A 25,888-nucleotide genomic window follows, 5' to 3' on the forward strand; every position below is an offset into this window, starting at 1 on the left:
GAATCGGTTACCATGCGGGATCATGCGATCCGATCTGTTTTATGATGACGTGTCGGATGTCATTGTTGGTCAGGAAAAACACACGATGCTCTTGTGACAATCGAGTATGAGCGTGCTCGTAGCCTTTGAATGGCCTGGCATTGGCATAATTGGGATAAGGATCGTATTTGCTCCCGGGATAGTTTTTCGAAGCGTCGATCGGCGATTTATTGTTGGTCGCGATATCGACTCTGAACTCCTCATATTTAGCCCTTGGAACATTGCCCAGTCTGCCATTGGGAAGGTAATCGTTCGCTGCGTAGTCCTCGGTCAAAGTCCAGCGTGGAGGGGGGGCTGGCGGTTCTGCATTCCTTGCGCCAGTCGCTCCGGTCTTCTTGCCTTTTTTGTAGTATTCAATGACCGGCTCATCGGCAAGTCCATTGAAGTTTTTGCCCAGCATCCGCCCACCCCGCGTGATGATTTGCCGGGCAGCCAACCAGCCCGCCCCCGCCGAAGCCAAGCCCAGTCCCAGGCTGATCCAGCCGAGTATCGATGCCGCTTCTGACCCTGGAGCCCGTTCATTGACCAGCTCTCCGGCAATACCCGTCACCCCCGAGGCGATGCCCAGCCCCATGGCGAGCAACGCCAGAGGTGTCGCGCCCCCCAAGGTCACAATACTCGCGGCAATTCCGACAACCCCCAATGCGATACCGACAATCGACTGCCATGAAAAATGCCCGGTGGGGTCTACACGATTGACCGGGTCCCCCAGGCAATATGCGTAGGCATTCAAGCCACCAGCACCGAACGGACTCAGGCTGTCGGGAGACAGAAAACGCATCAGCGTCGGACTGTAGGCCCTGTAGCCGCTGCCCAGCAGGTAGAGACCGGTGACTGGATCGAGCTGTTCGCCGCTGAAGCCCGGCAGACTGAAGAATCCGCCTTCGGCTTCCCGATGCCCATACGGGCTATAGGCGATGTCTGCAAGCTGGCCATTCTGCAGTAGCGTCAGCACACTTTGTTGCTGATCCGTGCCGAACATCCGCCCGCCTGCATCCAGTCCGCCTTGGCGCTGTCCCAACAGCAGGCCTCCATGTCGCACGACACTGCGCGAATCGCCGCAACGTACTTCGTTGATGACGCGACCGCAGTGATAGTAACGTTGAGTATCCGCACTGCCGGGTTGCGACAGCTCGACCAGGCGGTCGAAACCGTCGTAGTGGTGACCCCGCACCACTTGTCCTTGCGCATTGCTGACCCCCATCAGCCGTCCAAGCGCGTCGTACGCCAGCATGCGACCCTGGTCATCCTTGATCATCCGCCCATTGGCGTCATATTGCAGGGTGACCGGTTGCGGATAATCCGCGTGGGAATGACTGACCTCCGTGAGCTGAGCGGGATCGATCACGCTGTAGCTGAACGTCGTCAGATTGACACCCTGAGGGAATCGGGTTTGCAGTGTGAGGATGTTGTCCAGCGCATCGAAGGTGAACGTCTGCTCGACGATTTCCTTGCCATAGGGATCCCGTGGCCGCTGCGAACCTTCGCACGCGTAATGACTCAGTCGCCCGCGCACGTCATAAGCGAAGTGCTCATCGCGCAGTACTTGAATACCGCGCTTCAGGACTTTCTGCGCCAGCTTGCCGGACGGGGTGTAGCTCGACGTCAGCGTCTGGCTCTCCAGGCCTTCGACTTCAAATCGACGGGTGGTTTCACGCCCGATATCGTCATAGGCCAGATGGGTCTTCATGCGCTGGGTTGTCGATGCATCCCAGGCATCGACCCGCTCCAGCAGACCTGCGGCGTTGTAGGCGTATTCGGCCCGCAAAGTGCCGTGGGTGAAAGCGGCCTTGCGCCCCCATTTGTCATATTCGGTCTTGTGTTCGTTACCCTGTCCATCAATGAAGGCCAGCGGCCGGCCACCGAGCGACCAGGTATGGGACGTCGTCTGGCGGTGCTCACCGTACACAGTCATTTCGGACTTCAAGCGCCCGGAAGGGTAATAGTCGAAACGATGTTCGCGCCCCTGCTCGTTGCAGGTTTCAGGCTTGCCATGCACAGCGTCATAGGTGACGAGGGAGAGCAGTCCGTCGGCCTTGCGCTCGACCACCCGGCCGCCGAGCCCCTGAGGCCGGGCGAATTCGACCTTTTTCCCGTCAGCGCCCATTTGCCATTTGGCCAGGCTGGAACCCGTTTCATAGCTCGTTGTGGAGGTACGACCACCGACCGAACTTGCAGTCAGGCGACCCAGTCCGTCGAATACCTGGCGACCCAGCTCCAGATCGCCAGCCTTGATCCTTACCGGCAACTCTTCGGCGCTGTGATCGGCATATTCAGTCTCGACCGCATGCCCATCCGGCAACTCGCTGCGAATCAATCGATCAAAAACGTCGTATCGGTAAAAGGTCTTGTTGCCGTCCGGATCGGTCTGACTGTGGGTTCTGCCGTACCCGTCATGTTCAAAGAACGACTTGCCCAGGCTCGTACCCTTCTGGTCGAGCATCTCAATACTTTTCGGCTTGCCGAAAGCATTGAAAAGCGTCACGGCCTTCCCCATTCCCTCCTGCCACTGCGTCTCCTGGAGCGAGACTGGATCGACCTCGCGATGCTCTACGCGACCGTCGGCATAGTGCATTTGCTTGACCTGCCCCCAACTGTCATAGACCAGTCGAGTACGGGCCGGACAGGCAATGCCGCCCCACCAGTCTGTGCGCGTCTCCTCCACCCGATGCCCCGCCTTGTCATGAAGTGCGGAGTAGACCGCGCGCATCAGACTTTCTTGCGGCACTGCCTCATCGGCGTGATCGCAATCAAGCTCCTGGATGCCGATCACACGCCCCAACCCGTCGTAACTGACTCTTTGGACGCCCCCCGCCGGGTCCGTGACCGTCATTGTTGCGGGCGATGCACCGCCTGCAATCTGATAGCCCCAGGTCGTCGAGACGGCGTTGGCGGTGTTCGGGAAGAGGGTCTTGCTCAGGCAGCGGCCAATGGCGTCGTACTCGTAATCGACTCGATCAGCGTCCGCCCCGGTTTCGGACATTTTCAATCCACTGAGTGTCGAGAGGACTTGCCTGGTGGTTTGCTGGGCATTGTCGAACCCATGAACGGTAGTGGTCAGATGAAGGCGAGTCCCCTCCAGTCGATAGGTAAATGCCGAACGGGTGGTCAGTTCGTTCCGAATGGCGCGTTGCTCTTGCAAGGCGCCATGCCTGAGGGGATCCGCGGGTGTATCGAAGTATCGATACTCGACTTTCGAACGAAGGATCTCGTTGCCCTCCACTTTCTCGAAAAACTGCTCTTCGACAATCACAACGCTTGCCAGCGACGCCCCCTGTAGGGGCGAGTGCAGGGCATATCGAAAACGGGTGCAAGTCGAAGCCCCGCCACCGTAGGCGGCCACGACCGTTCGTTGTTTCTCGAACCGCACAAAACCGAAAGGATCCGCCGGGCAATCCGCCTCCCCGGCCGATGGATAAAATTCGGACAGCGTCGTGACACCGTCGGGTCCCACCTGCCTGAGCAGGTTGCCCACCGAATCGAACTCGGTGACCGATGTTTCCTGACGCAGCTTTTTGGTGAGGCGGTTCTCGTACTTCAGAGTCTGGGTCCGGGGCAGGCGAAACTGCGCCGGTTGTTCGTTGAAAGATTTTCCTGGCGCAAGGTGATACTCGGTGCTTTGCGAAGTCACCGCTTCCCCACACGTCGTGACCTGCTCCACTAACAAGTGAAACTTGTTGAATGTCCGCTTGATGTGACTGTGTACCTTGGCGTCGACCAACAAACGCTCCTCGGACACATACCGGTAATTCCAGGGTGCAGAGTAGAGCGGATCGCCATCGTGGGACGACTCCACCGTCAAGCCATGCCCAAGAAAGTTACGATCCGAAAACGTGTAAGTCTTGCTCACCTTCGGTTGCCCGTGCCCGGGATAAATATCATGGGACATCACATGGGGCAGCGTCACTGTCGCAGCAGATTCGCCGGAAGGCAGCAGATGACCTTGCTCCTTGTAGCGAATGATTTCGACGGCCCCCAGCGGCGTCACGACCCGTTTCAGGTAACCGATTTCATCGATGAGCGAATATTCGAGCTCCCAGCCCCTGCCCTCGGGCAGACTGATCGCAACAACCCGATCATTACTGTTGAGCGTCATGGTGAAGTCGGCTCTGGATGTCGCGTCCGGGTTCTGAATCAACGTGACCTGCGTTGCCTTGCGTGTGATTTTCAGCAACGTTCGTTGGTCATCTTTGACCTCGATCAGCTCCGGGTATTGATTGACCACTTTGTAAATCAACGTGATGGCCACGCCGTTGGCTGCCACGATCCGGGTAGGAACGGCGACTGAGCTGCCACCCTGCACCGTCAGTTCCTCCCGATGCCCGTCCTTGTAACGAACATCAAAGCGCCCAGTAGCAGTTTTCACGACCTTGACGCTTTCCAGCTTCATTTCCCTGAACTGAAGACCCATGGCCGTTTCGACGGCCTTGTAACGCTCGCCTCCGGACAAGGTCATCATCTTGCTGATTGTGTCGTAATGGGTCGTGGCCAGCGACCAGCCCAAACCGTAGCCGGTGTTTCGGCTATCGAGTGGATTGAAACTCAGAGCAAGTCCGAACGAAGGCCCGTTGAGGTCCGCAGAGCGGGCAGTGCCCAAAGATAAAGAACAGGTATACAAGCCAGTACGAGGATCAACACCGCCCCTCACAAACTCGCCAAAATTGAATGCATTGGAATGCACAGAGCCCGGAGAAGGGTTCTCCATATACAGCTTCCTTATTGTGCCTGGAAATAATAAACAACGAACTGCGAAGCGAAGCTCCGCAGCATCGAAACAATGACGATCAGGCTCGCTAAAACATTCGAGGAGAAATCAAGCCAACTTGAATGAACGACCAGAAAGATTCGGTTTTATTTGAATCCAATGCGCAGTGCCAAACTCATCGAACACGGTCAGTGCAAAGTCCTGATCCTGTACCCGCTGATGCTGATAGTCGGGAGAGAGATAACTCAATACCGTCAGCTTACCCGGCTGCTGGTTAACGGGTGTCCCGACATATCCCTTGGGCCCGCGAATGGTTGCACTGACGCCATAGACAGGTGCCATATAACCGCAATAAGTTCTTCCGCCAGAATGGGAGTCGTCGATATTTCCGGAAGCAAAGAACAGCGTTGCGTCATCGTCATCCTTTTGCACCTTGGTGCTGGCCCATTCCAGTAGATGAATAGAGCGCTGGCCTGCATTAAGCCCCAGGTTATACCGATGAATGGCATCGAAACGATCAACGATCCTCTCACTGACCTTTTCCAGGGAAAAGTGGCTCAACGGGTACTGGACCGGTGATATCGCCTCCAGTGTTACGCTGCTGTCGCCCCCGCTCGATTGACCGTTACTTCGAATCACTTCGTCACCCAGGGTGATCTCGGCGGCAATCTGCAGTGAGCCCGGCTTGGTGCTGGTGACCCAGAACTCATAGACCTGAAGGGGGTCGGCAGGATCGGTAATGCGGTTATGACTAGTCGGCACCAGAGCAGTGGCCCGAGCGATACCGCCCGACATGTCATGGGCGTAACGATTTTCCCGGGTCTCGACTTTCCAGTCGCCCGAAAGTGGCCGCGCACCGTTATAGGAAATGAGGCGAAGCGTCTGCAAGGCGCGGTGACCATGCAGAGACACTTCATTAGCCTGCGCGTCGCCACCCGAAACCAGTACCAGTACCCGCACTTGCATCCGGCCGTTGGCGTAGAGCTGTTTATGGCGAAGTGTGGGTGCCGAATCAAACTTAACCTCGAGCCTCTGAACACTGACTACATCTTCAAACATTACAAAAATTCCCACATGCAAATATTCAACAAACCCACATCAAAACAAACGGGGCGCAGCCAAATATTAAACACATCAGCAAATCCTATAACAGCACCAATACCTGACAACATGTAAACAAAGAACCCACCCAGAACAACTTGAAACATCGAATATGAATTCAAGCCATCCAAAGCCTTGAACAGAACCCCCAACACAAGAAACCCACCCCTTCAAAGCCAGTCAGACAAAGAAGAAAGTGGGCCACATGCTTTTTTATATTCAGACCTCGTTACAAACCAACGAGCAAGTTTTTATTTCCTGTCCCGTGTTTATCCGATGTCGGACTCCATTCCGCTATCAGAACTGTCGCTTGATTCTGGAGCGTCATCGACATCGGCCTCATCCATGGGAATCTGCACTTTACGATCGAGACTGGAATTTTCCAGATAACGGTTGATTCGCTGCCTCGCCGTCTCGCCAAGCGGGTTACCCCTCAAATCCAGGTAAAGATTCTGTGTATCCGCAATTTCGAACAATTCATCGCCGACGGTGGTGATGTCGTTCCCTCGCAAATCCACGCGAGTCAGTGCAGGTAACCGTTCCACCCCGGAAGGAAGGTCGGCCAGACCGCAATCGCGCAGAAACAACTCACCCAACCCATGCATGAACCCCACAGGCGGGGCAATGCCCAAGGGGTTGTCGTTCAGATCCAGTAACGTGAGGCTTTCAATCCGGGACAGACCTTCGGCACTGCTCTCGGTTAATCGCAACGAACATCCGTTCAACGTCAGATGCTGCAAATCCCGCATCTGGAAAATCGCCGGGGAAAACTCGTCCATCCGTACAGCCTCAAGAATCAGGAAACGAACATTGGGAAAACCATCGAGAAAACGCCCCAGCGTCACATTGACGTTACGAGCGCTCAACACCAGCTCTGTCACCCATTCGAACCGAGCGGACAAGTGCGGCAACCCCCCCGAAAAATCGATGAACGTTGAAAAGCTGTGATCGGCAACTCCTTGGGTCAATACTGAGTCGCGCCGCCAGATCGCTTGCAGATCCTGACTGAACGTCTCACGGCTCCGCTGCTGGGCAGCGCGGCTTGCAGCGCCCGTCCCCGGTTCATGACCCGGGCGGGTGACGGATGCGCTTGCCAGCCACCGATCCAGATCTTCGCGCAACGTGACAGATTCTTGCTCCAGCCGCCGAAGAACGGAGTACGGATCAACCTGCAAACGCTCGCCAATGAAGCTCGTCACTTCGGCGTCCGGCAGGTCGGGATAAAGCGCCCGCACCCGGAGCTCGACGGAGGATTGCGAGATCAGGCGAGTCGATGGGGTCGAGAAAGATCCTGGCGCAAAGGTTTCAACATCTGCGTCGTCCGTACTGGGGGCTTGTACCGCTCCGCTGTTGTCTTTCGGATGCCAGTAACGGTTGTGCTGATCAGGTAATAGAACCGGCCCGGAAGGTGTGAGTTCACTCGCCAGAGTTGCTCGCCAGTCACCCGTGGCGGGATCTTTGACGACCTGGACAAGATGACCGTCAGTCAGCTGGATGTACCGGCGTTGCTTGAATATCCTGAATCCTTGCCCATCGACGGCCGGCAGTGCGACAGCAGAACTGATCCAGAAATCCGCCAGAGCCGAAAATATCGGCGGGGTTGCCTGGACCACGGACGCAGATTCGGACACGATCATGCCAGTCTCGACGACGGACGACGAGACTCCGGCTTCCGTACCTGAATTAACAGGGGCAGTTGCCACCGGCGGCAATGCGGGCCGATGTGGCGCACCCGGGAGCTCAAAACCCACCCGCGGCGGATTTTCATATCCCGGCGTGCGAGGAGCAGTTTTTCCAGAAGATGGGCCTGAGCCCTTTGGCGGTTTGCCGATCATCAAATCTCATCCTTGAGCGATATTGAGTCAGCCCCTTCCACAGCGAGGAGCTGACGAGCGATTGTGCCGATGCCGGTATGTCGACATGGAACACTGACATCGCAGCTTACCGTTTTGGTCTTTTACAAAGCGCTTACCTATCTATTACCACTTCGCAGTTTTATCCCCGCCCAAGAGTGAACGAACGCTCTTCGGCGTCAGTTCGAATCGCCAGTTTATGTTCCGTTCCGTATTGATCATAGATCGAAAAGTTAAACGTCCCGTCGGCAATGGACTTGCGAGAAAGATCCGAATACTCGGATAAAGCCTGCACCACCGTCAATTCACCATCGCGGTCATTCACTCTGACTACATAGTGCTTGGTCTTGGTCGTAATTGCGTCAGGAAAGAATGTATAGGCAATCGGGTCTCCGTCATAAGGCAGGCTCAAGGACATCTCCCTTTTATCCGGACGAACCAGAAAACCGGACAGATAATTGGTCTTCGTAGCGTATAACTTGTTGCCTCGAACAAACTCAACGTTATCGGTGCCGTACGAAGAGCTCCAGTCAACCAGCTTGATTTGCTGGCCCTGAGGATAAAGTCCGAGATAGTAGTTCCGGATCCGATTACCCGGCTCTTCATTGCCACGTCGTGTCGACGTCCAGCGAAATTGATCGACGGAATAAGTAACCGGCAATTGCGCCTCCAGCGTGACGCTGCTGTCGTGGCGACCCGACAGGCCGGTCCCGTTGCTTCGGATAATGGTTCCGTTCAGTGAAATGCGAGCTGCGACCTGTGAGGTGCCAACCCCCGCCGACGAAACCCAGAAGGTGCGCACCTGCGGCTGAACCTGCTGTTCCGACTCATCGTCCGATGCGTCCATTGAATCCGCTGATACGGGAGCCTCCAACGTGAATCGCCCCTGTTCGGTACTGGCATTCCAACCGTCCCGTAGCGTTTTCCCGGTGTTGTAATGAATAAGCTCTACTGTATTCAATACATCTGCGGGCACAGAAATATAATCTCCGCTTTCATCGTACCCGGACACTAGCACCTGAACCTTGACTTGCATGCGCCCATTACCAAATAGCACTTTGCTTCGCGCGGACGCACCAGAATCAAATTTCACTTTCAAATCGATACTGTCCAAAGCTCTCGAAAAACTCGACTGCTCTGCTACTGGCTCGTTAACTTCATTCATGCTTTCACTCCTGTGATCGATATCCATCCTGACGCACCCGCATTTAATATGCGGCGTCAACTATAGATATCACGCAACCCAGAAGCCCACTAAAAGTCAAATGTAAGAAGCTGTAGCCACTCGTCAATGTTCATCGTTATAAACAAACTTCGGCATTTCCCAGTGAAAACGGATTGCGAGCAGGCGCAAAAGAAAACCACCAAACAACGTGATCAGAATCGCCTGTTCGCTCGGCACGTTCAGGAACAGGCACAACATGTAACACCAAGCGGCAGCAAAAGAGACGCTGGCATACAGCTCCCGGCGGAAGATCAGCGGGATGTCGTTGCAGAAGATGTCGCGAAGGATGCCGCCGAACACACCGGTGATCACACCGCTGACTGAAGCTACCAGCATGCCGTGGCCCATTTCCAGGGCGGTCATGCAGCCGATCAGGGTGAACGCCACCAGACCGACCGCATCGAGCACCAGAAACAGCGAGCGCAGATGACGCATCCAGCGTGCCGTAAACACGGTGATCATCGCTGCGACCGTCGTCAACACCAGGTATTCCGGGTGTTTGACCCAGGTCAGGGGGTAGTGCCCGAGCAGCACGTCGCGCACCGAACCGCCACCCAGCGCGGTAACGCAGGCGATCAGCACCACGCCGAACCAGTCCATGCCGCGGCGACCCGCAGAGAGAGCGCCGGTCATGGCTTCGGCAGTAATGGCGACGAGGTAGAGCATCAGCAACATGGTGGCGATCCTGGCAGGAAGGCGCGCAGTCTACTCACTTCGCCGGGGCACCAAAAGAGGGCGCCTCGGCGTGGGTCGCCGATCTCAGAACTTGATGAAATGCTTGCGGTAGTGCTGCAGCTCGGCGATGGATTCACGGATGTCGTCCAGTGCCAGGTGAGTGCTGCCCTTCTTGAAGCTGTCACGCACGTCCGGCGCCCAGCGCGCGGCCAGCTCCTTGAGGGTGGAAACGTCGAGGTTACGGTAGTGGAAATAGCTTTCCAGCGACTTCATGTGGGTATAGAGGAAGCGGCGATCCTGGCAGATGCTGTTGCCACAGATCGGCGACTTGCCCTTCGGCACCCACTGCTCGAGGAAGGCGATGGTTTCGGCTTCAGCCTCGGCCATGCTCACGCGACTGTCGCGTACGCGCTGGGTCAGGCCGGAGTTGCCGTGGGTGCGGGTGTTCCATTCGTCCATGCGGGCCAGCACTTCGTCGCTGTGGTGAATGGCGATCACCGGCCCTTCGGCCAGAGTGTTCAGGTCACTGTCGGTGACGATGGTGGCCATTTCGATGATGACGTCGTTTTCCGGGTCCAGACCGGTCATTTCCAGGTCGATCCAGATCAGATTCTGCGGGTTTTGCATATTTCGGCTCCTAGGCAATGCTGCGCAGTTTAGCCTAGGGCGGTGCCCGGGCGTGCTAAACTCGCGGCCGTTTTACCTAATCGCTGCATTCTTCAGACGGAACACCCATGGCCAAACGCCAACTCAATCGTCGTCAAAACTGGCGCATCGAAAAGATTCAGGGCGAGCGCGCCGCCCGCGCCGCCAAACGCGAGTCCTCGGCTGTCGAGGCGCTCGAAGGCGGCGATCTGGGCCCGGAACAGCACGGCCTGGTGATCGCCCACTTCGGTGTGCAGGTCGAAGTCGAGGCCGTTGACGGCGAACTGGCCGGCCAGGTTTTCCGCTGCCACTTGCGGGCCAACCTGCCCGCGCTGGTGACCGGCGATCAGGTTGTGTGGCGCGCCGGCAACCAGGGCATCGGCGTGATCGTTGCGCAACTGCCGCGCACCACCGAACTGTGCCGCCCGGACAGCCGTGGCCAGCTCAAACCGGTGGCCGCCAACGTCGACATGATCGTCATCGTGTTCGCCCCGCTGCCCGAGCCCCATGCGAATCTGATCGACCGCTATCTGGTCGCGGCCGAGCACGCCGGCATCCGCCCGTTGCTGCTGCTGAACAAATTCGACCTGATCGACGAGCAGAACGCCCCGGCGCTGAATGCACTGCTGGCGGTGTACCGCACGCTGGGTTATCCGGTACTGGAAGTGTCGGCGCACCACGGCAACGGCATGGAGCAATTGCAGAAGCAGCTCGACGGGCGCATCAGCGTGTTCGTTGGTCAGTCCGGTGTCGGCAAGTCATCCTTGGTCAACAGCCTGCTGCCCGAGGTGGAAACCCGCGTCGGCCCGCTGTCCGAACTGTCCGGCCAGGGCACCCACACCACGACCACCGCGCGCCTGTTCCACTTCCCCGGTGGCGGTGAACTGATCGACTCCCCGGGTATCCGCGAATTCGGCCTGGGCCACGTCAGCCGCGCCGATGTCGAGGCCGGGTTCATCGAGTTCGACGACCTACTCGGCACTTGCCGCTTCCGCGACTGCAAGCACGACCGCGAACCGGGATGCGCCTTGCTCAAGGCCCTGGAAGATGGCCGCGTGCAGCAGCAGCGAATGAACAGCTACCGCTCGATCATCGCCAGCCTGCCGGAGAACGGTTACTGAACCACTGAGTAGCCAGACACAAAAAAGCCGCGATCATCTCGCGGCTTTTTTGTGGGTCACTGCTTCGGCGCGGGGGCCGGTGCAGTGGCGGGTGTAGCGGGCGCCGGGGCTGGCGCCGCGCTGCCTGGCGCGGTTGGCTTCGGCGCCGCGTCGTCAAACAGGTTCAACCGTTCGCGCAGTTCGTGCGCAGGCACTGGCTGCTGATCCGCCGGCAAGGCGTTCGAGTCGACCGGTGTGGCCGGGGCCTCACCGTTCTGCCCTTCGGCCGGTTTCACGGGTTCTGCGCCTTGCGAACCTTCGATGGCCGCCTGGGCCTTCTTGGTCAGCACCACGATGTCGATGCGGCGGTTGACCGGGTTGAACGGGTTCTCCTTGTCGAACAGCGCCGACGAGGCGTAACCCACCACCCGCGCCACTTGACCGTCCGGATAGCTGCCCGCCACCAGCGCACGCCGGGCGGCGTTGGCACGGTTGGCCGAGAGTTCCCAGTTACCGAAGTCACCGGTGCCGGTGTACGGCTTGGCGTCGGTGTGGCCGCTGATGCTGATCTTGTTCGGCACCGCTTTGATGGTGTCGGCCATGGCCAGCAGGATGTCTTCGAAGTATGGCTTCAGGCGTGCAGAACCGGAGTCGAACATCGGACGGTTTTCCGCGTCCATGATCTGGATGCGCAAGCCGTTCGGCGTGATCTCGAACAGGATCTGATCCTTGAACTTCTGCAGTTGAGGGTTCTCGTCGACCTTGTTCTGCAGTTCTTGCAGCAACAGTTCCAGACGCTCCTTCTCGACCTGCTCGGCCATGCCTTCAACCTGCTCGGTGTCGACCGTGACCTTGTCCGGTTGCGGCTGCGACTTCACTTCAGGGTTGAGGGTGTTTTCCGGCGCCAGGGTCGGTGTGCCGCCCAGGTCGATGATGTACGGCGTGCCGCTCTCGGAGAAACCGACCGGGTCCTTGAAGTAACCGGCGATGGCGATCTTCTGTTCCGGGGTCGCAGTGGACAGCAGCCACAACACCAGGAAGAACGCCATCATCGCCGTCGCGAAGTCGGCGAAGGCGATCTTCCACGCCCCGCCGTGATGCCCGCCAGCGATGCGCTTGACGCGCTTGATGATTATCGGCTGGTTATTTTCCATACAGAGTGCTCTGTCTCACAAATTCTGTTCCTTTTTGACGGTGCCTGTTGTTGCCATACGGCGTTGCCGCTCCTCCCCATAGCAAGCTATGACTCGTCGCGGCGCCTTGTCTGGCAACAACAGTCACTCGCCAAAAAAGGAACGTATTTGCAAAACAGAGCACTATCGACCGCGAACGGCTTGTTCCAGCTCGGCAAAGCTTGGACGGTGAGCCGGGTACAGAACCTTGCGACCGAACTCGACAGCCAGCGACGGCGGCATGCCGGAGGCCGAAGCCACCAGCGAGGCCTTGATAGCTTCGTAGACGTTCAGCTCTTCCTTGGCATCGTGGGCCAGGGAGTGCGCCAGCGGGCCGAAGAAACCGTACGCCGCGAGAATACCGAAGAAGGTACCCACGAGTGCCGCACCTACGTGCAGACCGATGGACTTCTGATCGCCTTCACCCAGGGAGGCCATGGTCACCACGATACCCAGTACCGCCGCAACGATACCGAAACCCGGCATGGCGTCGGCGATGCCGTTCACCGCGTGGGATGGATGTTCGAGGTCTTCTTTCAGGCTGTACAGTTCCATGTCGAACAGGCCTTCAAGCTCGTGGGGAGCCATGTTGCCGGACGACATGATGCGCAGGTAATCGCAGATGAACGCAGTCATGCGTTCGTCTTTCAGTACCGCCGGGTACTTGGCGAAGATCGGGCTCGCAGCGGCATCTTCGATGTCGCCCTCGATGGCCATCATGCCTTCACGGCGGCTCTTGTTGAGGATCTCGTAGATCAGGCCAAGCACTTCAAGATAGAAGGTGTGGCTGAAGCGCGAGCTGAACATGCTCAGGGATTTCTTGAGCACGTGCATCGTCATGTAACCGGGGTTGGCCTGGAGGAATGCTCCGAGTGCCGCACCACCGATGATCATCACCTCGAAAGGCTGGATCAGGGCGGCAATCTTGCCGTGGGAGAGCACGTATCCGCCGAGCACGCTCGCGAATACGACGATGATGCCGATAATTTTAGCCATAGGTAGAAAGTACTTATTTAAGTCGGGTTCAAGGTCATATTCGGAAGTTAAAAAATCTCTTCTTCTACTTATCGGCAAAACTGCGCCAGACTATAGCCAGTTCAGGCGAAAAGCCAATTTAGCCCATGCCGGGCGCGTCTACAGTCAGTGAAGATCTCGTCCAGACATGGCTAATGAAACGAACGTCCCACACGTAAAACCCACCACACTCGATGGCTGGGTGAAGCTGCTCGACGGCGTGCGCCTGCCGGTGCCGCAAGAGGCTCACGATCGCGTCTGCCGCGCCATTCGCGATAATCGCAGCTCGTTGCGCGACATTGCCGACCTGATGCAGGACAGCCCGGCGCTGGCGCTGAGCATCATTCGAGAAGCCAACCGCCACACTCAGGGCAGCATGACGGCGCCTGCGGAAAACCTCGAGGTCGCGATCAATCGCCTTGGCCTCGCCCGTACCGAAGAACTGCTGGCACGCCTGCCCGCCGAACCGCAGGCGCAAATTCCCCAGGCCTTGCGCCAGATACAGATGATCAGTCAGCACGCCACGCAACAGGCCAACGGTTTTTTTGCCAGTCGCCTGGCGCGGCTGTGGCAAGACATTCATTGGGGCAGTCTGTTGTTTCTGTCGCCGCTGTGGCCGCTGGCGCTGACCTTTCCCAAACTGCTCGAAGAATGGGAAGTGCGGGTTATCCACAAGGGCGAATCGGCCCGCGACGTGGAAAAGCAATTGTTCGGCGTGCGTCTGCTGAAGATTGGTGAGGCGCTGGTCGAAGTCTGGCGATTGCCGATCTGGGTGCAGCAGGGTTATCGATTGCTGCTCACCGAACAGCCCGAGCTGGTCAAGGTTTTGCGCATCGCCCGCGATGTCGATCATCCGCTGCGCCAGCAGAATCGCCTCGATGACGACCCGACCCTGCGCCACTGGCTCAATCAGCCGGCCAACACCGTGCTGCTGGCCAACGGTTTGGCGCTGTCGGCGCAACAGGCCTGGGACAGTCCGCACAGCGAGCGCTGGCAGTACCTGACCAGCCTCTATCTGCAAATCTCGATGGACGAGGTGCAACAACAATTGCACCAGCAGGCCGCCAACAGCGCACGCCGACATTCGATGCCTGATCTGTGGCACCCGGCGGTTTCCCTGTTGTGGCCGTGGGGCACCCGTCGCCTGCCCGCCGGAATGCTGCCAGCCGCCGCCCCCAACGCCGAAGACCTCGCCAAGTGGCGCCGGCAATGTGCCGAACTGCTGGCCGAGCCGAGCCGTTTCACCAACGCCATGCACTTGACCATGGCCGCCCGCGATGCGCTGGTGGCCAGCGGCATGCGCCGGGTGATGATCCTGATGGCAGACCGCACGCAGTCCAGTCTGCGCGTGCATCAGATTTCCGGTCTGCCGAAGGAAGCCGCTGCGCTCAACTTCGTCGTCAGTCAAAGCACCGTGCTGCAACGCTTGCTCGCGCAGCAGGCACAGGTACGGATCACCCCGGACAACAACGCACAGTTCTCCGCCCTGCTGCCGCCATCCCTGCGCACGCTGTTCCGTGGCGAACATCTGTTTCTGCGCTCGTTGGTGAATAACGGCCGGGTGATCATGATCGTGGTCGCCGACCAGGGTGGCGGGCCGTTCGCCGACATCACCGTGCAAGCCTTCGGCAAAACCGCGCAGTGCATCGAGAAAGCCCTGCACAGTTTTAGCCAGCGCGGCCAATGACAGCTACAATCCTTCCCCTTTGTGCTCTGGAGACCTCACATGTCTGACTTCTCTGGCCTGGCGCTGGTCATCGAGCCGAGCGACCTGCTCCCTCGCCTCGAAGCCCGCAACCTGATTCTGGTGGATCTGACCAGTGCCGCCCGCTATGCCGAGGGTCATCTCCCCGGCGCACGCTTCGTCGATCCGAAGCGCACCCAGCTGGGCCAGGCACCGGCTCCGGGCCTGTTGCCGACAAAAGAAAAACTCGAAGAACTGTTCGGTGAACTGGGTCATCACAAGGACGCGGTCTACGTGGTCTATGACGACGAAGGCGGCGGCTGGGCCGGGCGTTTCATCTGGCTGCTCGACGTGATCGGTCACGACCAGTACCACTACCTCGACGGCGGCCTGCCGGCGTGGCTGGCGGAAGGCTCGCCGATGTCGATCCAGATCCCTCCTGTCGCCGGTGGCCCGGTAGCCTTGACCCTGCACGACGAACCGACCGCCACCCGCGAATACCTGCAAAGCCGCCTCGGTGCCGCTGATCTGGCGATCTGGGACGCTCGCGGGCCACTGGAATATTCCGGCGAGAAAGTGCTGGCGGCCAAGGGTGGGCACATCCCCGGCGCAGTCAATTTCGAATGGACGGCAGGCATGGATCAGGCGCGCCAGCTGCGCATCCGCACCGAAATGCCGCAGATCCTCGAAAGCCTCGGGATCACTAAAGACAAAGAAATCATTACTCACTGCCAGACCCATCACCGGTCCGGCTTCACTTATCTGGTGGCCAAGGCTCTCGGTTATCCGCGGGTCAAGGGCTACGCCGGTTCCTGGGGCGAATGGGGCAACCACCCCGACACCCCCGTCGAGCTTTAAGGATTTTTAAGGACAGTCATGAAAGAGCGTTTGTTTATCATCAGCCAATACCTGCTGCCGCATCACTTGCTGTCGCGCCTGGCCGGCTGCATTGCCGAGTGCCGCGTGCGCTGGTTCAAGAATGCCTTCACCACCTGGTTCGCCAAGCGTTATCAGGTGGACATGTCGCTGGCGCTGGTTGAAGACGTGACCGCTTACGAGCACTTCAACGCCTTCTTCACCCGCGCTCTCAAAGATGGCGCACGCCCTCTGGACCAGACACCGGGCGCTATCCTCAGCCCGGCCGACGGTGCGATCAGCCAACTCGGCCCGATCGAACACGGTCGTATCTTCCAGGCCAAGGGCCACAGCTTCAGCGTGCTGGAATTGCTGGGTGGCGATGCGGCCAATGCTGCGCCGTTCATGGGCGGTGAATTCGCTACCGTTTACCTGTCGCCGAAGGATTACCACCGCGTGCACATGCCGCTGGCCGGCACCCTGCGCGAAATGGTCTACATCCCGGGCCGGATCTTCTCGGTCAACAAGACCACCGCTGAAAACGTCCCTGAACTTTTCGCCCGCAACGAGCGCGTAGCGTGCATCTTCGACACCGAGCGCGGGCCGATGGCCGTGGTGCTGGTGGGCGCAATGATCGTGGCATCGATTGAAACCGTATGGGCCGGTTTGGTCACACCGCCGAAACGCGAACTGAAAACCTTCCGCTACGACGAAGCCGCCCGTGCACCGATTCATCTGGAGAAAGGTGCGGAACTGGGGCGCTTCAAGCTGGGTTCGACCGCGATCGTGCTGTTCGGGCCGGATCAGGTGAAATGGGTTGAAGAGATGAAAGCAGGCTCGCCGGTACAGATGGGCCAGGCCCTGGCACTGCCGAACGCCTGAACCTGTTGATCCGCCCTTCCGCACGTCTGCGAAGGGGCGGACACGACCCGAGTGGCGCCGTTACTCTATCTGCCCACGGAAGCCGATCGGCCCTTCGTTGGCGTAGGTATTGGTGCCGCTGAGGTTTTTCCCGCCGTCACTCGAGGTGACATTCAGCGCGATAACGTTCTGGTTATCCCGACCGCCGATCACCCATTTGCCACCTGGATGCCACGGGGCATCGTTGCCACCCCACTGGTTTTCGACGTTGTACTGGTTCTGGCCAGTGCGCTGAGCCTTGAAGCCAATAGGGCCTTCGCCGGCGTAAGTCATGGTGCCGGTGAAGCTTTTACCGCCATCGCCAGACTTGATGTCGATCGCGACGACTTTCTGGTTGTCCCGCGCGCCCAGTACCCAGGTTCCACCCGGATGCCAAGGTGCCGAATTACCGCCCCATTGATTTGCCACTGCGTATTTAGACATGAACCTCATCTCCTTGAAGTTTTTCAGAGACCTGCCCGACGTGTGCGGCAAGCCGTGCAACCGTGCGTTTCCGATCGCACGCCTGAGAGCCTAGTAGCGCTTGCCGAAATGGCACCCAGCCAGCAGACCAACGGTAAAAAAGCCTGACAAGCGCCTGCGAAACAGACCACAACTGCTAGAGTTTTGAGCATTGCCCAATTCGCCGCCGGAGCTGGTCACGGCATGAGTGAGCCTCGATCCCAACCCCAACTGAGCGCCCCGACGCCGACTCAGTTACGCCTGTCTTTCTGTGAAGCGACCCCGCGCGATCTCAAGCGCTGGATCGCCGGCCTGCCGAAAGCCAACATCGGCGAAACCGCACGCCTGCTCTATCAGGGTCTTGGCGAACTCAATCAATTGCTGACGCCCAGCGACAATCGCCTGCAACTGCTCGAGCTGCTACGACCCGAGGTGTACTTCGTCTGCCAGCACCTTGAGCGGCATTTTCTGCATCAGGCGATCATGCTCGATGAGCGCTCCCGCAAAATCAGCAACCTGTGTCAGTCACTGCAAAGCCAACTGACCATCGGTTACAAACAGATCGTTCTGCGGATCGCCCCCAAATACTCAAAAGACCGGGCAGCCCTGCTGAGCGAGGCACTGCAACGCGCCGCCCATGCGCTGAAAGGGCAACTGGTGCGCGCCACGCAGTTGTACAGCCCGGCGCCGGATCAGCTGTGGTTTGAACTGCACCAATTGTTTCGCTGCGCCCGTGACTTGCAGCTGCAACACCGTCGGGTGCGCGATGATCTGGCCAGCCTCGCCGGTGAACTAAGCGTCGAACAGACCTATATCGCCGCCCTGCTGCTGGGCAGTGCGCGTTGTAATCAACTGCGTCAGAACCCGATCGCCCAACTCGCGCAGGTGCTTGAACCGTGGAGCGCCTGGCTGAAACTGCATCCCGGCGCCTCGGACGAAGGGCTGTTCGCGATTTCTGCGCAGATCGACGCAGGTCCGCGCTACCGCAGCAAATTTCGCAGCGAACAACAGCCGGGGCTGCTCGGTTTCGATCCGCAACCGCTGGTCGATGCCATCGAAGCTCACCTGCTGCACCAGGATGCGTCTAAACCACTGCCGGTACCGGCTGGCCTGACGCTCGACACGCTCCAGCATCTGCACGCGACCTGGGGCGAAGCCGCCGAACGCAGCTTTCAGCGCACCGTCGGCCAGGGCAACCTGACCGTGTGTGTCGGCATGAGCGCCCTGCACTTCTATCTGGGCGGCGAACGCACGTTCAGCGAACTGCTCAGGCATCCCGGCTCGCGCGCCGCCAACTTCAGCCGTGCGGTGGCCCAAGGGGAAAAGGACAGCTGGAGCCAGGCATTCGATGCGGCCCCGCAGAGCAAGTCCGACGAATTCCTGCCTTACGAGGAAATCCGCTACGAACCGCTGGCCGACGACGAAGGCGACGCCGACAGCCCGCCGCACTACCCGACCTATGCATTGCCCGTCATCAACCACAGCCCAGGCGGTTATTGCCTGGCATGGCCAAAAGAGGTGCCTGCCGAATTGCAGGCCGGGGAAATGGTCGGCATCCAGGACACCACGAATCAGGGCTGGAGCATTGCCGTGGTGCGCTGGATCCGCCAGGTGCGCGGCGCCGGGACACAAATGGGCATCGAACTGGTGGCGCCACACGCGCAGCCCTGCGGCTTGCAACTGGTGCGCACGCGGGACGATCACAGCCATTACCTGCGAGGTTTGTTGTTGCCGGAAATCAGCGCCATCGACTTGCCCGCGACGCTATTGGCGCCACGACTGCCGTTTCAGGAAGGCAGCAAAGTCATGATCAACACCCAGGGCGAAGAACACCGCGCCGGGCTGGATCGGCGGGTGGCGAGCACACACAGTTTCAATCAGTTTGCCTATCGTTCGCTGGAGGCCGCGCAGAATGGCGGGAGCGAGGAGGATTTCGACTCGTTGTGGAAATCACTTTGAGCCAGGACCGCAGCCGAGGGCTGCGATCCTGTGCCGTTTTCAGAGCTGCCCGTCGCGGTCCCGGAAGCCCAGCAGGTACAGCACGCCATCCAGACCGAGGGTCGAGATCGCCTGTTTCGCCGACTGCTTGACCAGCGGCTTGGCGCGGAACGCCACGCCCAGACCGGCAATCGCCAGCATCGGCAGGTCGTTGGCACCGTCGCCCACGGCGATGGTCTGCTCCAGACGCAAACCTTCTTTTTCAGCCAGTTGTTTCAGCAGATCGGCCTTGCGCTGGGCATCGACGATCGGCTCGATCGCCACGCCGGTACACTTGCCATCGACCACTTCCAGCTCGTTGGCGAACACATAGTCGATGCCGAGCTTGGCCTGCAATTGCTTGGCAAAGTAGGTGAAGCCGCCCGACAGGATCGCGGTCTTGTAGCCCAGGCGCTTGAGTTCGGCGAACAGGGTTTCGGCACCTTCGGTCAGACGCAGCGAGGCGCCGATCGAATCGAGCACGCTGACATCCAGCCCCTTGAGCAGCGCCAGACGCTCCTTGAAGCTGGCGCGGAAGTCCAGCTCGCCGGCCATTGCCCGCTCGGTGATTTCCGAAACCCGGTCGCCGACACCGGCGGCCTTGGCCAGTTCGTCGATGACTTCGGCTTCGATCAAGGTCGAGTCCATGTCGAACACCGCCAGACGACGATTGCGACGGAACAGCGAATCTTCCTGGAAGGCGATGTCGACGTTCAGTTCCTGGGCCACGCTGAGGAATTCGGCGCGCAGGGCCTGTGGATCAGCCGCTTCGCCACGCACGGAGAACTCGATGCAGCCCTTGCCCTTGTCGGCCGGGGTGTCCAGCGGCATGCGACCCGACAGACGGTCAATATGGTCGATGTTCAGGCCGTATTTGGCGGTGATCGAGCTCACGGCCTGCAACTGGCCGGCGGTGACCTTGCGGGTCAGCAGGGTAACGATGTGGCGCTTCTTGCCCTGATTGCCCACCCATTGCTGGTAATCCTCTTCGGACACCGGGGTGAAACGCACCTGCTGGTCGAGCTCGTAACCCTTGAACAGGATGTCCTTGAGCACCGACTTGCCTTGCTCGGAGTCGGGGATTTCCACGAGGATGCCGAACGACAGCATGTCGTGGATCACCGCCTGACCGATATCGAGGATGTTCACACCACCCTGAGCCAGAACACCGGTAATGGCCGCCGTCAGACCGGGACGGTCGACTCCCGTGATGTTAATCAGGACGATTTCGCGCAACGCGCACCCCCGCAACTGGAAAAAAACCGCATTCTACCCACTTTCAGTGACCATCGGGCACCGCCAGCGCTTTGCCGGTCTAGGGCCTGTCGCTATACTGCGCGTCAACTTCACGGACAAAAGAGCCGAGCTCAGTGAACCGGCCCACGCCAGTTAAAACCGATAACTTCTTTCTGCTGATCTTCCGTGCACTGCGCCACCGCCGTGTACCGATTGCATTGCGCATTGCCAGCCATAACGTGATCCTGGTCGCCCTGGCCCTGGTGATCTATGCCTGCGTGATGGGCTTGCAGTTCAAGCAGGCCATGCACGAGCAGGCCGATGCGCTGGGCGAAAGCCTGACCACGCAGACCGCCACCTCCGCGACCGAACTGCTGGTGTCCAACGACATCCTCAGCCTCAACGTGCTGCTCAACAACCTGACCAAGAACAAGCTGGTGGCCCACGCCGCCATCTACAGCGTGGACAACCGCATCCTCGCCGAGTCCGGTCAGCGGCCCAAGCACAGCCTGCTGGGCGAAGCCGAGGGCATGTACGAGAGCAAGATCACCTTCCAGGACGTGACCGCCGGGCAACTGCGCATCAGCCTGGACATGGACCAGTTCCAGCAGCCGATGACCATCAGCCTGCAAAGCATGGGCATCCTGAGTGCGATCCTGCTGGCACTGTCCCTGGCCCTGAGCCTGCGTCTGGGTCGACACATCTCCACGCCGCTGCTGCAATTGCGCGTGTGGCTGCGCCGGATCGACGAATACACGCCGGGTATCGAGCGCCAGGACGAGATCGGCGATCTGGCCCGTCAACTGCATGCCAGCTACGCCCCGGAGCCAACCATTCCCGAGCCTGAGCCGGAACCCGAGTTCGAGGACGACGACGTCGAGCCGGAATTCGAAGTGCGCAACCTGCGTGATCCGAGTTTTGACGAAAGCCGTCCGATGGCCGCGCAGAAGCCTGCGCCGCGCCATGTGGTGAGCACCGTTGAAGACGACGATGACGAAGACCCGTTTGCCGATCTGCGTGACGAATCGCTGAACGAGCCCGCGCAACCTGCCGTTCGCCAGCCAACCCCGAGCGTGCCGCAACACACGGCGGTGCTGGCCGTGCAGCTGGGTTCGCAAGAGCAACTGCGCCGTTTGCCACGGGCACGTCTGGAAGAGTTGCAGGAGCGCTATCGCGACTGCCTGGAGCAGGCCGCTTCGCTGTATCAGGGTGAAATCGAAACCCTGAACGACGGCAGTACGCTGATGCTGTTCCACACCGAGGACATTGGCGACGATTACCTGACCAACGCCATTTGCTGCGGCGAGCTGCTGCGAGCGCTGGGCCACCAGTTGCAGATCGAAGTCGCCGACAGCGGCATCACTCTGCAATTGCAGCTGGGCCTGACCCTCGGCGACGAACTGTTCGGCCTGAGCCAGATCGACTTGTTGCTGACTGACTCCGCGCAGGACGCCCTGGCGCTGTCGCAACACAGCCGCAACCTGCTGCTGGTGGAGCGCAAGATTGGTGACGACGCGCTGATTCGCCAGCGTGCGCGGATCCGGCCGATTGCCAGCCCTGAAGGGGCTTGCTGTGTTGAGCGGTTGATGGAGCCTTATCCGTCGATGCTTGAGCGGCAACTGGCGCGGATGCATGAGCGTCGGGCCTGAGGCCTTGATGTAAAGAAGCCCGCAGATGATCGCTCGTCTGCGGGCTTTTTTGTGCGGGGTGTTTTCGTGATTGCGCCAGACTTTGGAGCCCCCTCACCCTAGCCCTCCCGAAACGTCGGACCGCCCGGAGGGAGAGGGGACCGATTGGGGGATATTCGAGCGATACACCGACTTGAACGCTCGGCTGTGAATCCGTAATCGACACGATTTCTCAGGTCGATGGATAACGCCAGACACCTCGGTCAGTCCCCTCTCCCTCCGGGCGGTCCGACGTTTCGGGAGGGTTAGGGTGAGGGGCTTTTCCAGCCGAGTACCAAAGCATGATCCACCAACGCCCAGAAACAACAAAGCCCGCACAAGGCGGGCTCTGTTCTGACTCGTTCCAGCCTTAGAAGCGAAACACTTCCATATCGGTGCGAATCGGCGAAGCCATCGGTATCTTCGGCTGCTTCTCGGCTTCCGCCGCCGGCGCAGCCGGTTTCGGTGCCGACTTACGCGGCGCCTCAGCAACCGGTGGCTGATTGGCCAAAGGCTTGAGCGCTACCGACAACTGCTCGGCCAGACGCTGCAACAATACGCCTTGCGCCTGCACCTGTGCGGCAGTGCTGCCAGCATGTTGCTCTTGCAGATGGACGATGCGGTTGTCGCGAACCTGACCTCGACGGTCGATCAAACGCCATTGCGCGTCGAGGATCGCCGGTTGCGACTGACCCGAGTCTAGACGGGTAATGGTCAACAGCACCTGCACATCCGGGGTGAAACCCAGAGTGGCCGGCGCCAATACCACACGCTGGCTGTCCAGATGGCCGGCGACCTGACGCAACAGCAACTGATCGATGTCCGAAGACAGGCTGCCGGCCCAGCGGCCGTCGATCGATGCCTGCAGGCTGCCATCCGGCTGACGCTGCAACAGGGTTTCACGTTGCAGGTAGTCGGCAACTACCACAGGGCCCAGCAAAACTGCCATGCCCGCGCTTTGCGCAGGCTGAGCCGGACTTCCGCTGTCCAGCTGATACAGCGACACCGGCTGGTGAACGCTGCAACCCGCCAGGCCAAGAACGCCGGCGAGCAGGAGAATAAGGGGGCGCAGAGAAGTCATCATCCCGTCCAGGTGGCCGCCACAAGGCTGACCACAGTGAAAATACTCAAAAAATATGAAGAACGCTCGGCCACGCCGGCGCTTGGAAAGGCCATATCATCCGTGAATATGCGTTCCGACTCCAGCGCCAAAGCGCCGATCTACGGGTTAAATCGTAGATCGGACGCTCTAGAGAGGCGTTCTCACTCATTTTCTCCGCCGGAGAAATGAATGCGAATGCCCCCTGGCCGCTTAATTGAGGTTTTCGACGAGCAGCGCATCCACTCGCTGGAAGCCCCGAGGCAGTTTATTGCCACGGCGACCACGCTCACCCTTGTAGTGTTCGAGGTCGTCGGCTTTCAGTTTGTACGGACGTTTACCCGCTTGCAGGACCAACGTAGCACCGGCGGGAATGACAGCAATGTCCGTGACAAACTCTTCACGACTGGCAACACGGTCACCTGGAACACCGATGATCTTGTTGCCCTTGCCCTTCGCCAACTGCGGCAAATCGCTGATATTGAAAACCAGCATACGCCCCTCGCTTGTCACCGCAGCAAGTAAATCATTCTCGCGATCAGTCACCGGACGCGGTGCGATCACCTTGGCGTTGTTCGGCAGGCTCAACAGCGCCTTGCCGGCCTTGTTCTTGGCTTGCAGGTCCTCACCCTTGACCACGAAACCGTAGCCGGCGTCGGAGGCAATCACGTACAGCGCGTCGTCTTCCGGCATCAGCACGCATTCGAACGTGGCGCCAGGTGGTGGCGTGAGACGACCGGTCAACGGCTCGCCCTGGCCCCGTGCCGACGGCAAGGTGTGCGCGGCCACCGAATAACTGCGACCGGTGGAGTCGATGACCACGGCTGATTGGTTGGAGCGCCCCGCCGCCGAAGTCTTGAAGCCGTCGCCGGCCTTGTACGACAGGCCGGTGGCGTCGATCTCGTGGCCCTTGGCCGAACGAATCCAGCCTTTTTCCGACAGCACAACGGTGACTTTCTCGTTTGGCAGCAGATCGTGCTCGGTCAGCGCCTTGGCTTCGGCACGCTCGACGATTGGCGACCGACGGTCGTCGCCGTAGGTTTCGGCGTCTTTCAACAGCTCGGTGCGCACCAGTTTCTTCAGCTTGGCTTCGCTGCCCAGCAGGGCTTGCAGCTTGGCTTGTTCCTTGAGCAGTTCGTCCTGCTCGTCGCGCAGCTTCATCTCCTCCAGTCGCGCCAACTGACGCAGACGGGTATCGAGGATATAGTCGGCCTGGATTTCGCTGAGGGCAAAACGCTCGATCAGCTTGGCTTTCGGGTGTTCCTCGGTGCGGATGATGTGGATCACTTCATCCAGGTTGAGGTAGGCAATCAGCAAACCGTCCAACAGGTGCAGGCGACGCTCGACCTTGTCGAGTCGGAATTGCAGGCGGCGACGCACGGTCAGCACGCGGAATTCCAGCCACTCCACCAGCAGCGCACGCAGGTTTTTCAGCTGCGGTTTACCGTCCAGACCGATGATGTTGACGTTGACCCGGTAGGTCGACTCCAGCTCGGTGCTGGCGAACAGGTGCTGCATCAACGCGTCGTGATCGACGCGGCTGTTGACCGGAATGATCACGATGCGGCACGGGTTTTCGTGGTCGGATTCGTCGCGAAGATCGGCGATCTGCGGCGCTTTCGATGGTTTGGCCTGCATCAGCGCGGCGATCTGTTCCAGCACCTTGGCCCCGGAGACCTGGTGCGGCAGCGCGGTGACGATGATGTCGCCGTCCTCGACGTGGTACACGGCGCGCATGCGCACCGAGCCCTTGCCGGTTTCGTACATTTTCAGCAGATCGGCACGCGGAGTAATGATTTCCGCTTCGGTCGGGTAGTCCGGGCCCTGAATGTGTTCGCAGAGCTGTTCGACCGTGGCTTTTGGCTCATCGAGCAGGCGCACGCAGGCGGTGGCAACTTCGCGCAGGTTGTGCGGCGGCACGTCGGTGGCCATGCCCACAGCGATGCCGGTGGTGCCATTGAGCAGGATGTTCGGCAAACGTGCCGGCAACACCAATGGTTCCTGCAGGGTGCCGTCGAAGTTCGGCCCCCAGTCTGCGGTGCCCTGGCCGAGTTCGCTGAGCAGCACTTCGGAATAACGCGACAGCCGCGCTTCGGTGTAACGCATGGCGGCGAAGGATTTCGGATCGTCCGGCGCACCCCAGTTACCCTGACCGTCCACCAGCGTGTAGCGATAGCTGAACGGCTGGGCCATCAGCACCATCGCTTCGTAGCACGCCGAGTCGCCGTGCGGGTGGAACTTGCCGAGCACGTCGCCGACGGTACGCGCCGACTTCTTGTGCTTGGAATCGGCGTCCAGCCCCAGCTCGCTCATGGCGTAGACGATACGCCGCTGTACCGGTTTCAGACCGTCGCCGATATGCGGCAAGGCACGGTCCATGATCACGTACATGGAGTAGTTGAGGTAGGCATTTTCGGTGAAGTCAGCCAGCGACCGGCGTTCTACGCCATCTAAGCTGTCTGCAAGGTTGTCGCTCATG

Annotated in this window: 18 protein-coding genes; 6 read left to right on the forward strand and 12 right to left on the reverse strand. The window is 59.5% G+C overall.

The window, feature by feature from the left end; genetic code table 11:
* Positions 1-7: 7 nt before the first annotated feature.
* The 6 genes from JJN09_RS15910 to orn all read right to left on the reverse strand — a co-directional run bounded on the left by JJN09_RS15910 (position 8) and on the right by orn (position 10,225).
* Positions 8-4,744, reverse strand: a complete 4,737-nt coding sequence (locus JJN09_RS15910; protein ID WP_249482579.1) for an RHS repeat domain-containing protein — start codon at positions 4,742-4,744, stop codon at positions 8-10.
* A 108-nt stretch (positions 4,745-4,852) separates the two neighbouring features.
* Positions 4,853-5,803 carry a hypothetical protein gene (locus JJN09_RS15915; RefSeq protein ID WP_249482580.1) on the reverse strand — a complete coding sequence of 317 codons (951 nt, stop codon included), beginning with the start codon at positions 5,801-5,803 and terminating at the stop codon, positions 4,853-4,855.
* Positions 5,804-6,114: 311 nt separating this feature from the next.
* A complete protein-coding gene (locus JJN09_RS15920) occupies positions 6,115-7,680 on the reverse strand; it encodes a leucine-rich repeat domain-containing protein (protein WP_249482581.1) in 1,566 nt (521 codons plus the stop codon).
* A 160-nt stretch (positions 7,681-7,840) separates the two neighbouring features.
* Positions 7,841-8,863 (reverse strand): hypothetical protein, encoded by a 1,023-nt coding sequence (locus tag JJN09_RS15925; protein ID WP_249482582.1) that lies wholly within the window; start codon positions 8,861-8,863, stop codon positions 7,841-7,843.
* A gap of 123 nt (positions 8,864-8,986) precedes the next feature.
* Positions 8,987-9,598, reverse strand: a complete 612-nt coding sequence (locus JJN09_RS15930; RefSeq protein WP_064593093.1) for a trimeric intracellular cation channel family protein — start codon at positions 9,596-9,598, stop codon at positions 8,987-8,989.
* Between the two features lie 84 nt (positions 9,599-9,682).
* Complete coding sequence (gene orn, locus JJN09_RS15935) at positions 9,683-10,225, reverse strand: oligoribonuclease (RefSeq protein ID WP_096819824.1); 543 nt, start codon at positions 10,223-10,225, stop codon at positions 9,683-9,685.
* Positions 10,226-10,332: 107 nt separating this feature from the next.
* Here orn and rsgA point away from each other — a divergent pair, with 107 nt between their 5' ends.
* A complete protein-coding gene (gene rsgA, locus JJN09_RS15940; protein WP_102620136.1) occupies positions 10,333-11,364 on the forward strand; it encodes a small ribosomal subunit biogenesis GTPase RsgA in 1,032 nt (343 codons plus the stop codon).
* A 56-nt stretch (positions 11,365-11,420) separates the two neighbouring features.
* Here rsgA and motB read toward each other — a convergent pair whose 3' ends face one another.
* Entirely contained in the window at positions 11,421-12,497 is a 1,077-nt protein-coding gene (gene motB, locus JJN09_RS15945; RefSeq protein WP_249482583.1) for a flagellar motor protein MotB, read from the reverse strand.
* A gap of 162 nt (positions 12,498-12,659) precedes the next feature.
* Positions 12,660-13,511: a flagellar motor stator protein MotA gene (motA, locus tag JJN09_RS15950; protein WP_007952169.1), complete on the reverse strand. Its 852-nt coding sequence runs from the start codon at positions 13,509-13,511 to the stop codon at positions 12,660-12,662.
* Positions 13,512-13,677: 166 nt separating this feature from the next.
* Between motA and JJN09_RS15955 the strand changes: the two genes are divergently transcribed.
* Genes JJN09_RS15955 through asd form a run of 3 tightly spaced genes read left to right on the forward strand, consistent with a single transcriptional unit; the run spans position 13,678 to position 16,950 of the window.
* The gene (locus JJN09_RS15955; RefSeq protein ID WP_249482584.1) at positions 13,678-15,216 is read left to right on the forward strand and encodes an HDOD domain-containing protein; all 1,539 of its coding nucleotides are present in this window, start codon (positions 13,678-13,680) and stop codon (positions 15,214-15,216) included.
* A gap of 39 nt (positions 15,217-15,255) precedes the next feature.
* A complete protein-coding gene (locus tag JJN09_RS15960) occupies positions 15,256-16,071 on the forward strand; it encodes a rhodanese-like domain-containing protein (protein WP_249482585.1) in 816 nt (271 codons plus the stop codon).
* 18 nt (positions 16,072-16,089) lie between these two features.
* On the forward strand, positions 16,090-16,950 hold the full coding sequence (gene asd / locus JJN09_RS15965; RefSeq protein ID WP_249482586.1) for an archaetidylserine decarboxylase: 861 nt from the start codon (positions 16,090-16,092) through the stop codon (positions 16,948-16,950).
* Positions 16,951-17,010: 60 nt separating this feature from the next.
* On the opposite strand, the gene JJN09_RS15970 is transcribed toward asd, so the two are convergent.
* Positions 17,011-17,412, reverse strand: coding sequence for a lectin OAA (locus JJN09_RS15970; RefSeq protein ID WP_249482587.1), 402 nt, complete (start codon positions 17,410-17,412; stop codon positions 17,011-17,013).
* A gap of 222 nt (positions 17,413-17,634) precedes the next feature.
* Here JJN09_RS15970 and JJN09_RS15975 point away from each other — a divergent pair, with 222 nt between their 5' ends.
* Positions 17,635-19,389: a molecular chaperone gene (locus JJN09_RS15975; RefSeq protein ID WP_249482588.1), complete on the forward strand. Its 1,755-nt coding sequence runs from the start codon at positions 17,635-17,637 to the stop codon at positions 19,387-19,389.
* Between the two features lie 39 nt (positions 19,390-19,428).
* Here JJN09_RS15975 and serB read toward each other — a convergent pair whose 3' ends face one another.
* Positions 19,429-20,643, reverse strand: a complete 1,215-nt coding sequence (gene serB, locus JJN09_RS15980; RefSeq protein ID WP_249482589.1) for a phosphoserine phosphatase SerB — start codon at positions 20,641-20,643, stop codon at positions 19,429-19,431.
* A 134-nt stretch (positions 20,644-20,777) separates the two neighbouring features.
* On the opposite strand from serB, the gene JJN09_RS15985 reads away from it, so the two are divergent.
* Entirely contained in the window at positions 20,778-22,292 is a 1,515-nt protein-coding gene (locus tag JJN09_RS15985; RefSeq protein WP_249482590.1) for an AhpA/YtjB family protein, read from the forward strand.
* A 388-nt stretch (positions 22,293-22,680) separates the two neighbouring features.
* On the opposite strand, the gene JJN09_RS15990 is transcribed toward JJN09_RS15985, so the two are convergent.
* Entirely contained in the window at positions 22,681-23,391 is a 711-nt protein-coding gene (locus tag JJN09_RS15990; protein ID WP_249482591.1) for a membrane integrity-associated transporter subunit PqiC, read from the reverse strand.
* A 231-nt stretch (positions 23,392-23,622) separates the two neighbouring features.
* The gene (gene parC, locus JJN09_RS15995; protein WP_249482592.1) at positions 23,623-25,887 is read right to left on the reverse strand and encodes a DNA topoisomerase IV subunit A; all 2,265 of its coding nucleotides are present in this window, start codon (positions 25,885-25,887) and stop codon (positions 23,623-23,625) included.
* Position 25,888 lies beyond the last annotated feature (1 nt).

The organism is Pseudomonas sp. HS6, from assembly GCF_023375815.1.
Lineage (GTDB): Bacteria > Pseudomonadota > Gammaproteobacteria > Pseudomonadales > Pseudomonadaceae > Aquipseudomonas.

What these genes read in the sequence shown, in the direction of transcription:
- JJN09_RS15910 (WP_249482579.1), bottom strand. Translation starts at nt 4,744, where the DNA reads ATGGAGAACCCTTCTCCGGGCTCTGTGCATTCCAATGCATTCAATTTT.
- JJN09_RS15915 (WP_249482580.1), bottom strand. Translation starts at nt 5,803, where the DNA reads ATGTTTGAAGATGTAGTCAGTGTTCAGAGGCTCGAGGTTAAGTTTGAT.
- JJN09_RS15920 (WP_249482581.1), bottom strand. Translation starts at nt 7,680, where the DNA reads ATGATCGGCAAACCGCCAAAGGGCTCAGGCCCATCTTCTGGAAAAACT.
- JJN09_RS15925 (WP_249482582.1), bottom strand. Translation starts at nt 8,863, where the DNA reads ATGAATGAAGTTAACGAGCCAGTAGCAGAGCAGTCGAGTTTTTCGAGA.
- JJN09_RS15930 (WP_064593093.1), bottom strand. Translation starts at nt 9,598, where the DNA reads ATGTTGCTGATGCTCTACCTCGTCGCCATTACTGCCGAAGCCATGACC.
- orn (WP_096819824.1), bottom strand. Translation starts at nt 10,225, where the DNA reads ATGCAAAACCCGCAGAATCTGATCTGGATCGACCTGGAAATGACCGGT.
- rsgA (WP_102620136.1), top strand. Translation starts at nt 10,333, where the DNA reads ATGGCCAAACGCCAACTCAATCGTCGTCAAAACTGGCGCATCGAAAAG.
- motB (WP_249482583.1), bottom strand. Translation starts at nt 12,497, where the DNA reads ATGGAAAATAACCAGCCGATAATCATCAAGCGCGTCAAGCGCATCGCT.
- motA (WP_007952169.1), bottom strand. Translation starts at nt 13,511, where the DNA reads ATGGCTAAAATTATCGGCATCATCGTCGTATTCGCGAGCGTGCTCGGC.
- JJN09_RS15955 (WP_249482584.1), top strand. Translation starts at nt 13,678, where the DNA reads ATGGCTAATGAAACGAACGTCCCACACGTAAAACCCACCACACTCGAT.
- JJN09_RS15960 (WP_249482585.1), top strand. Translation starts at nt 15,256, where the DNA reads ATGTCTGACTTCTCTGGCCTGGCGCTGGTCATCGAGCCGAGCGACCTG.
- asd (WP_249482586.1), top strand. Translation starts at nt 16,090, where the DNA reads ATGAAAGAGCGTTTGTTTATCATCAGCCAATACCTGCTGCCGCATCAC.
- JJN09_RS15970 (WP_249482587.1), bottom strand. Translation starts at nt 17,412, where the DNA reads ATGTCTAAATACGCAGTGGCAAATCAATGGGGCGGTAATTCGGCACCT.
- JJN09_RS15975 (WP_249482588.1), top strand. Translation starts at nt 17,635, where the DNA reads ATGAGTGAGCCTCGATCCCAACCCCAACTGAGCGCCCCGACGCCGACT.
- JJN09_RS15990 (WP_249482591.1), bottom strand. Translation starts at nt 23,391, where the DNA reads ATGACTTCTCTGCGCCCCCTTATTCTCCTGCTCGCCGGCGTTCTTGGC.
- parC (WP_249482592.1), bottom strand. Translation starts at nt 25,887, where the DNA reads ATGAGCGACAACCTTGCAGACAGCTTAGATGGCGTAGAACGCCGGTCG.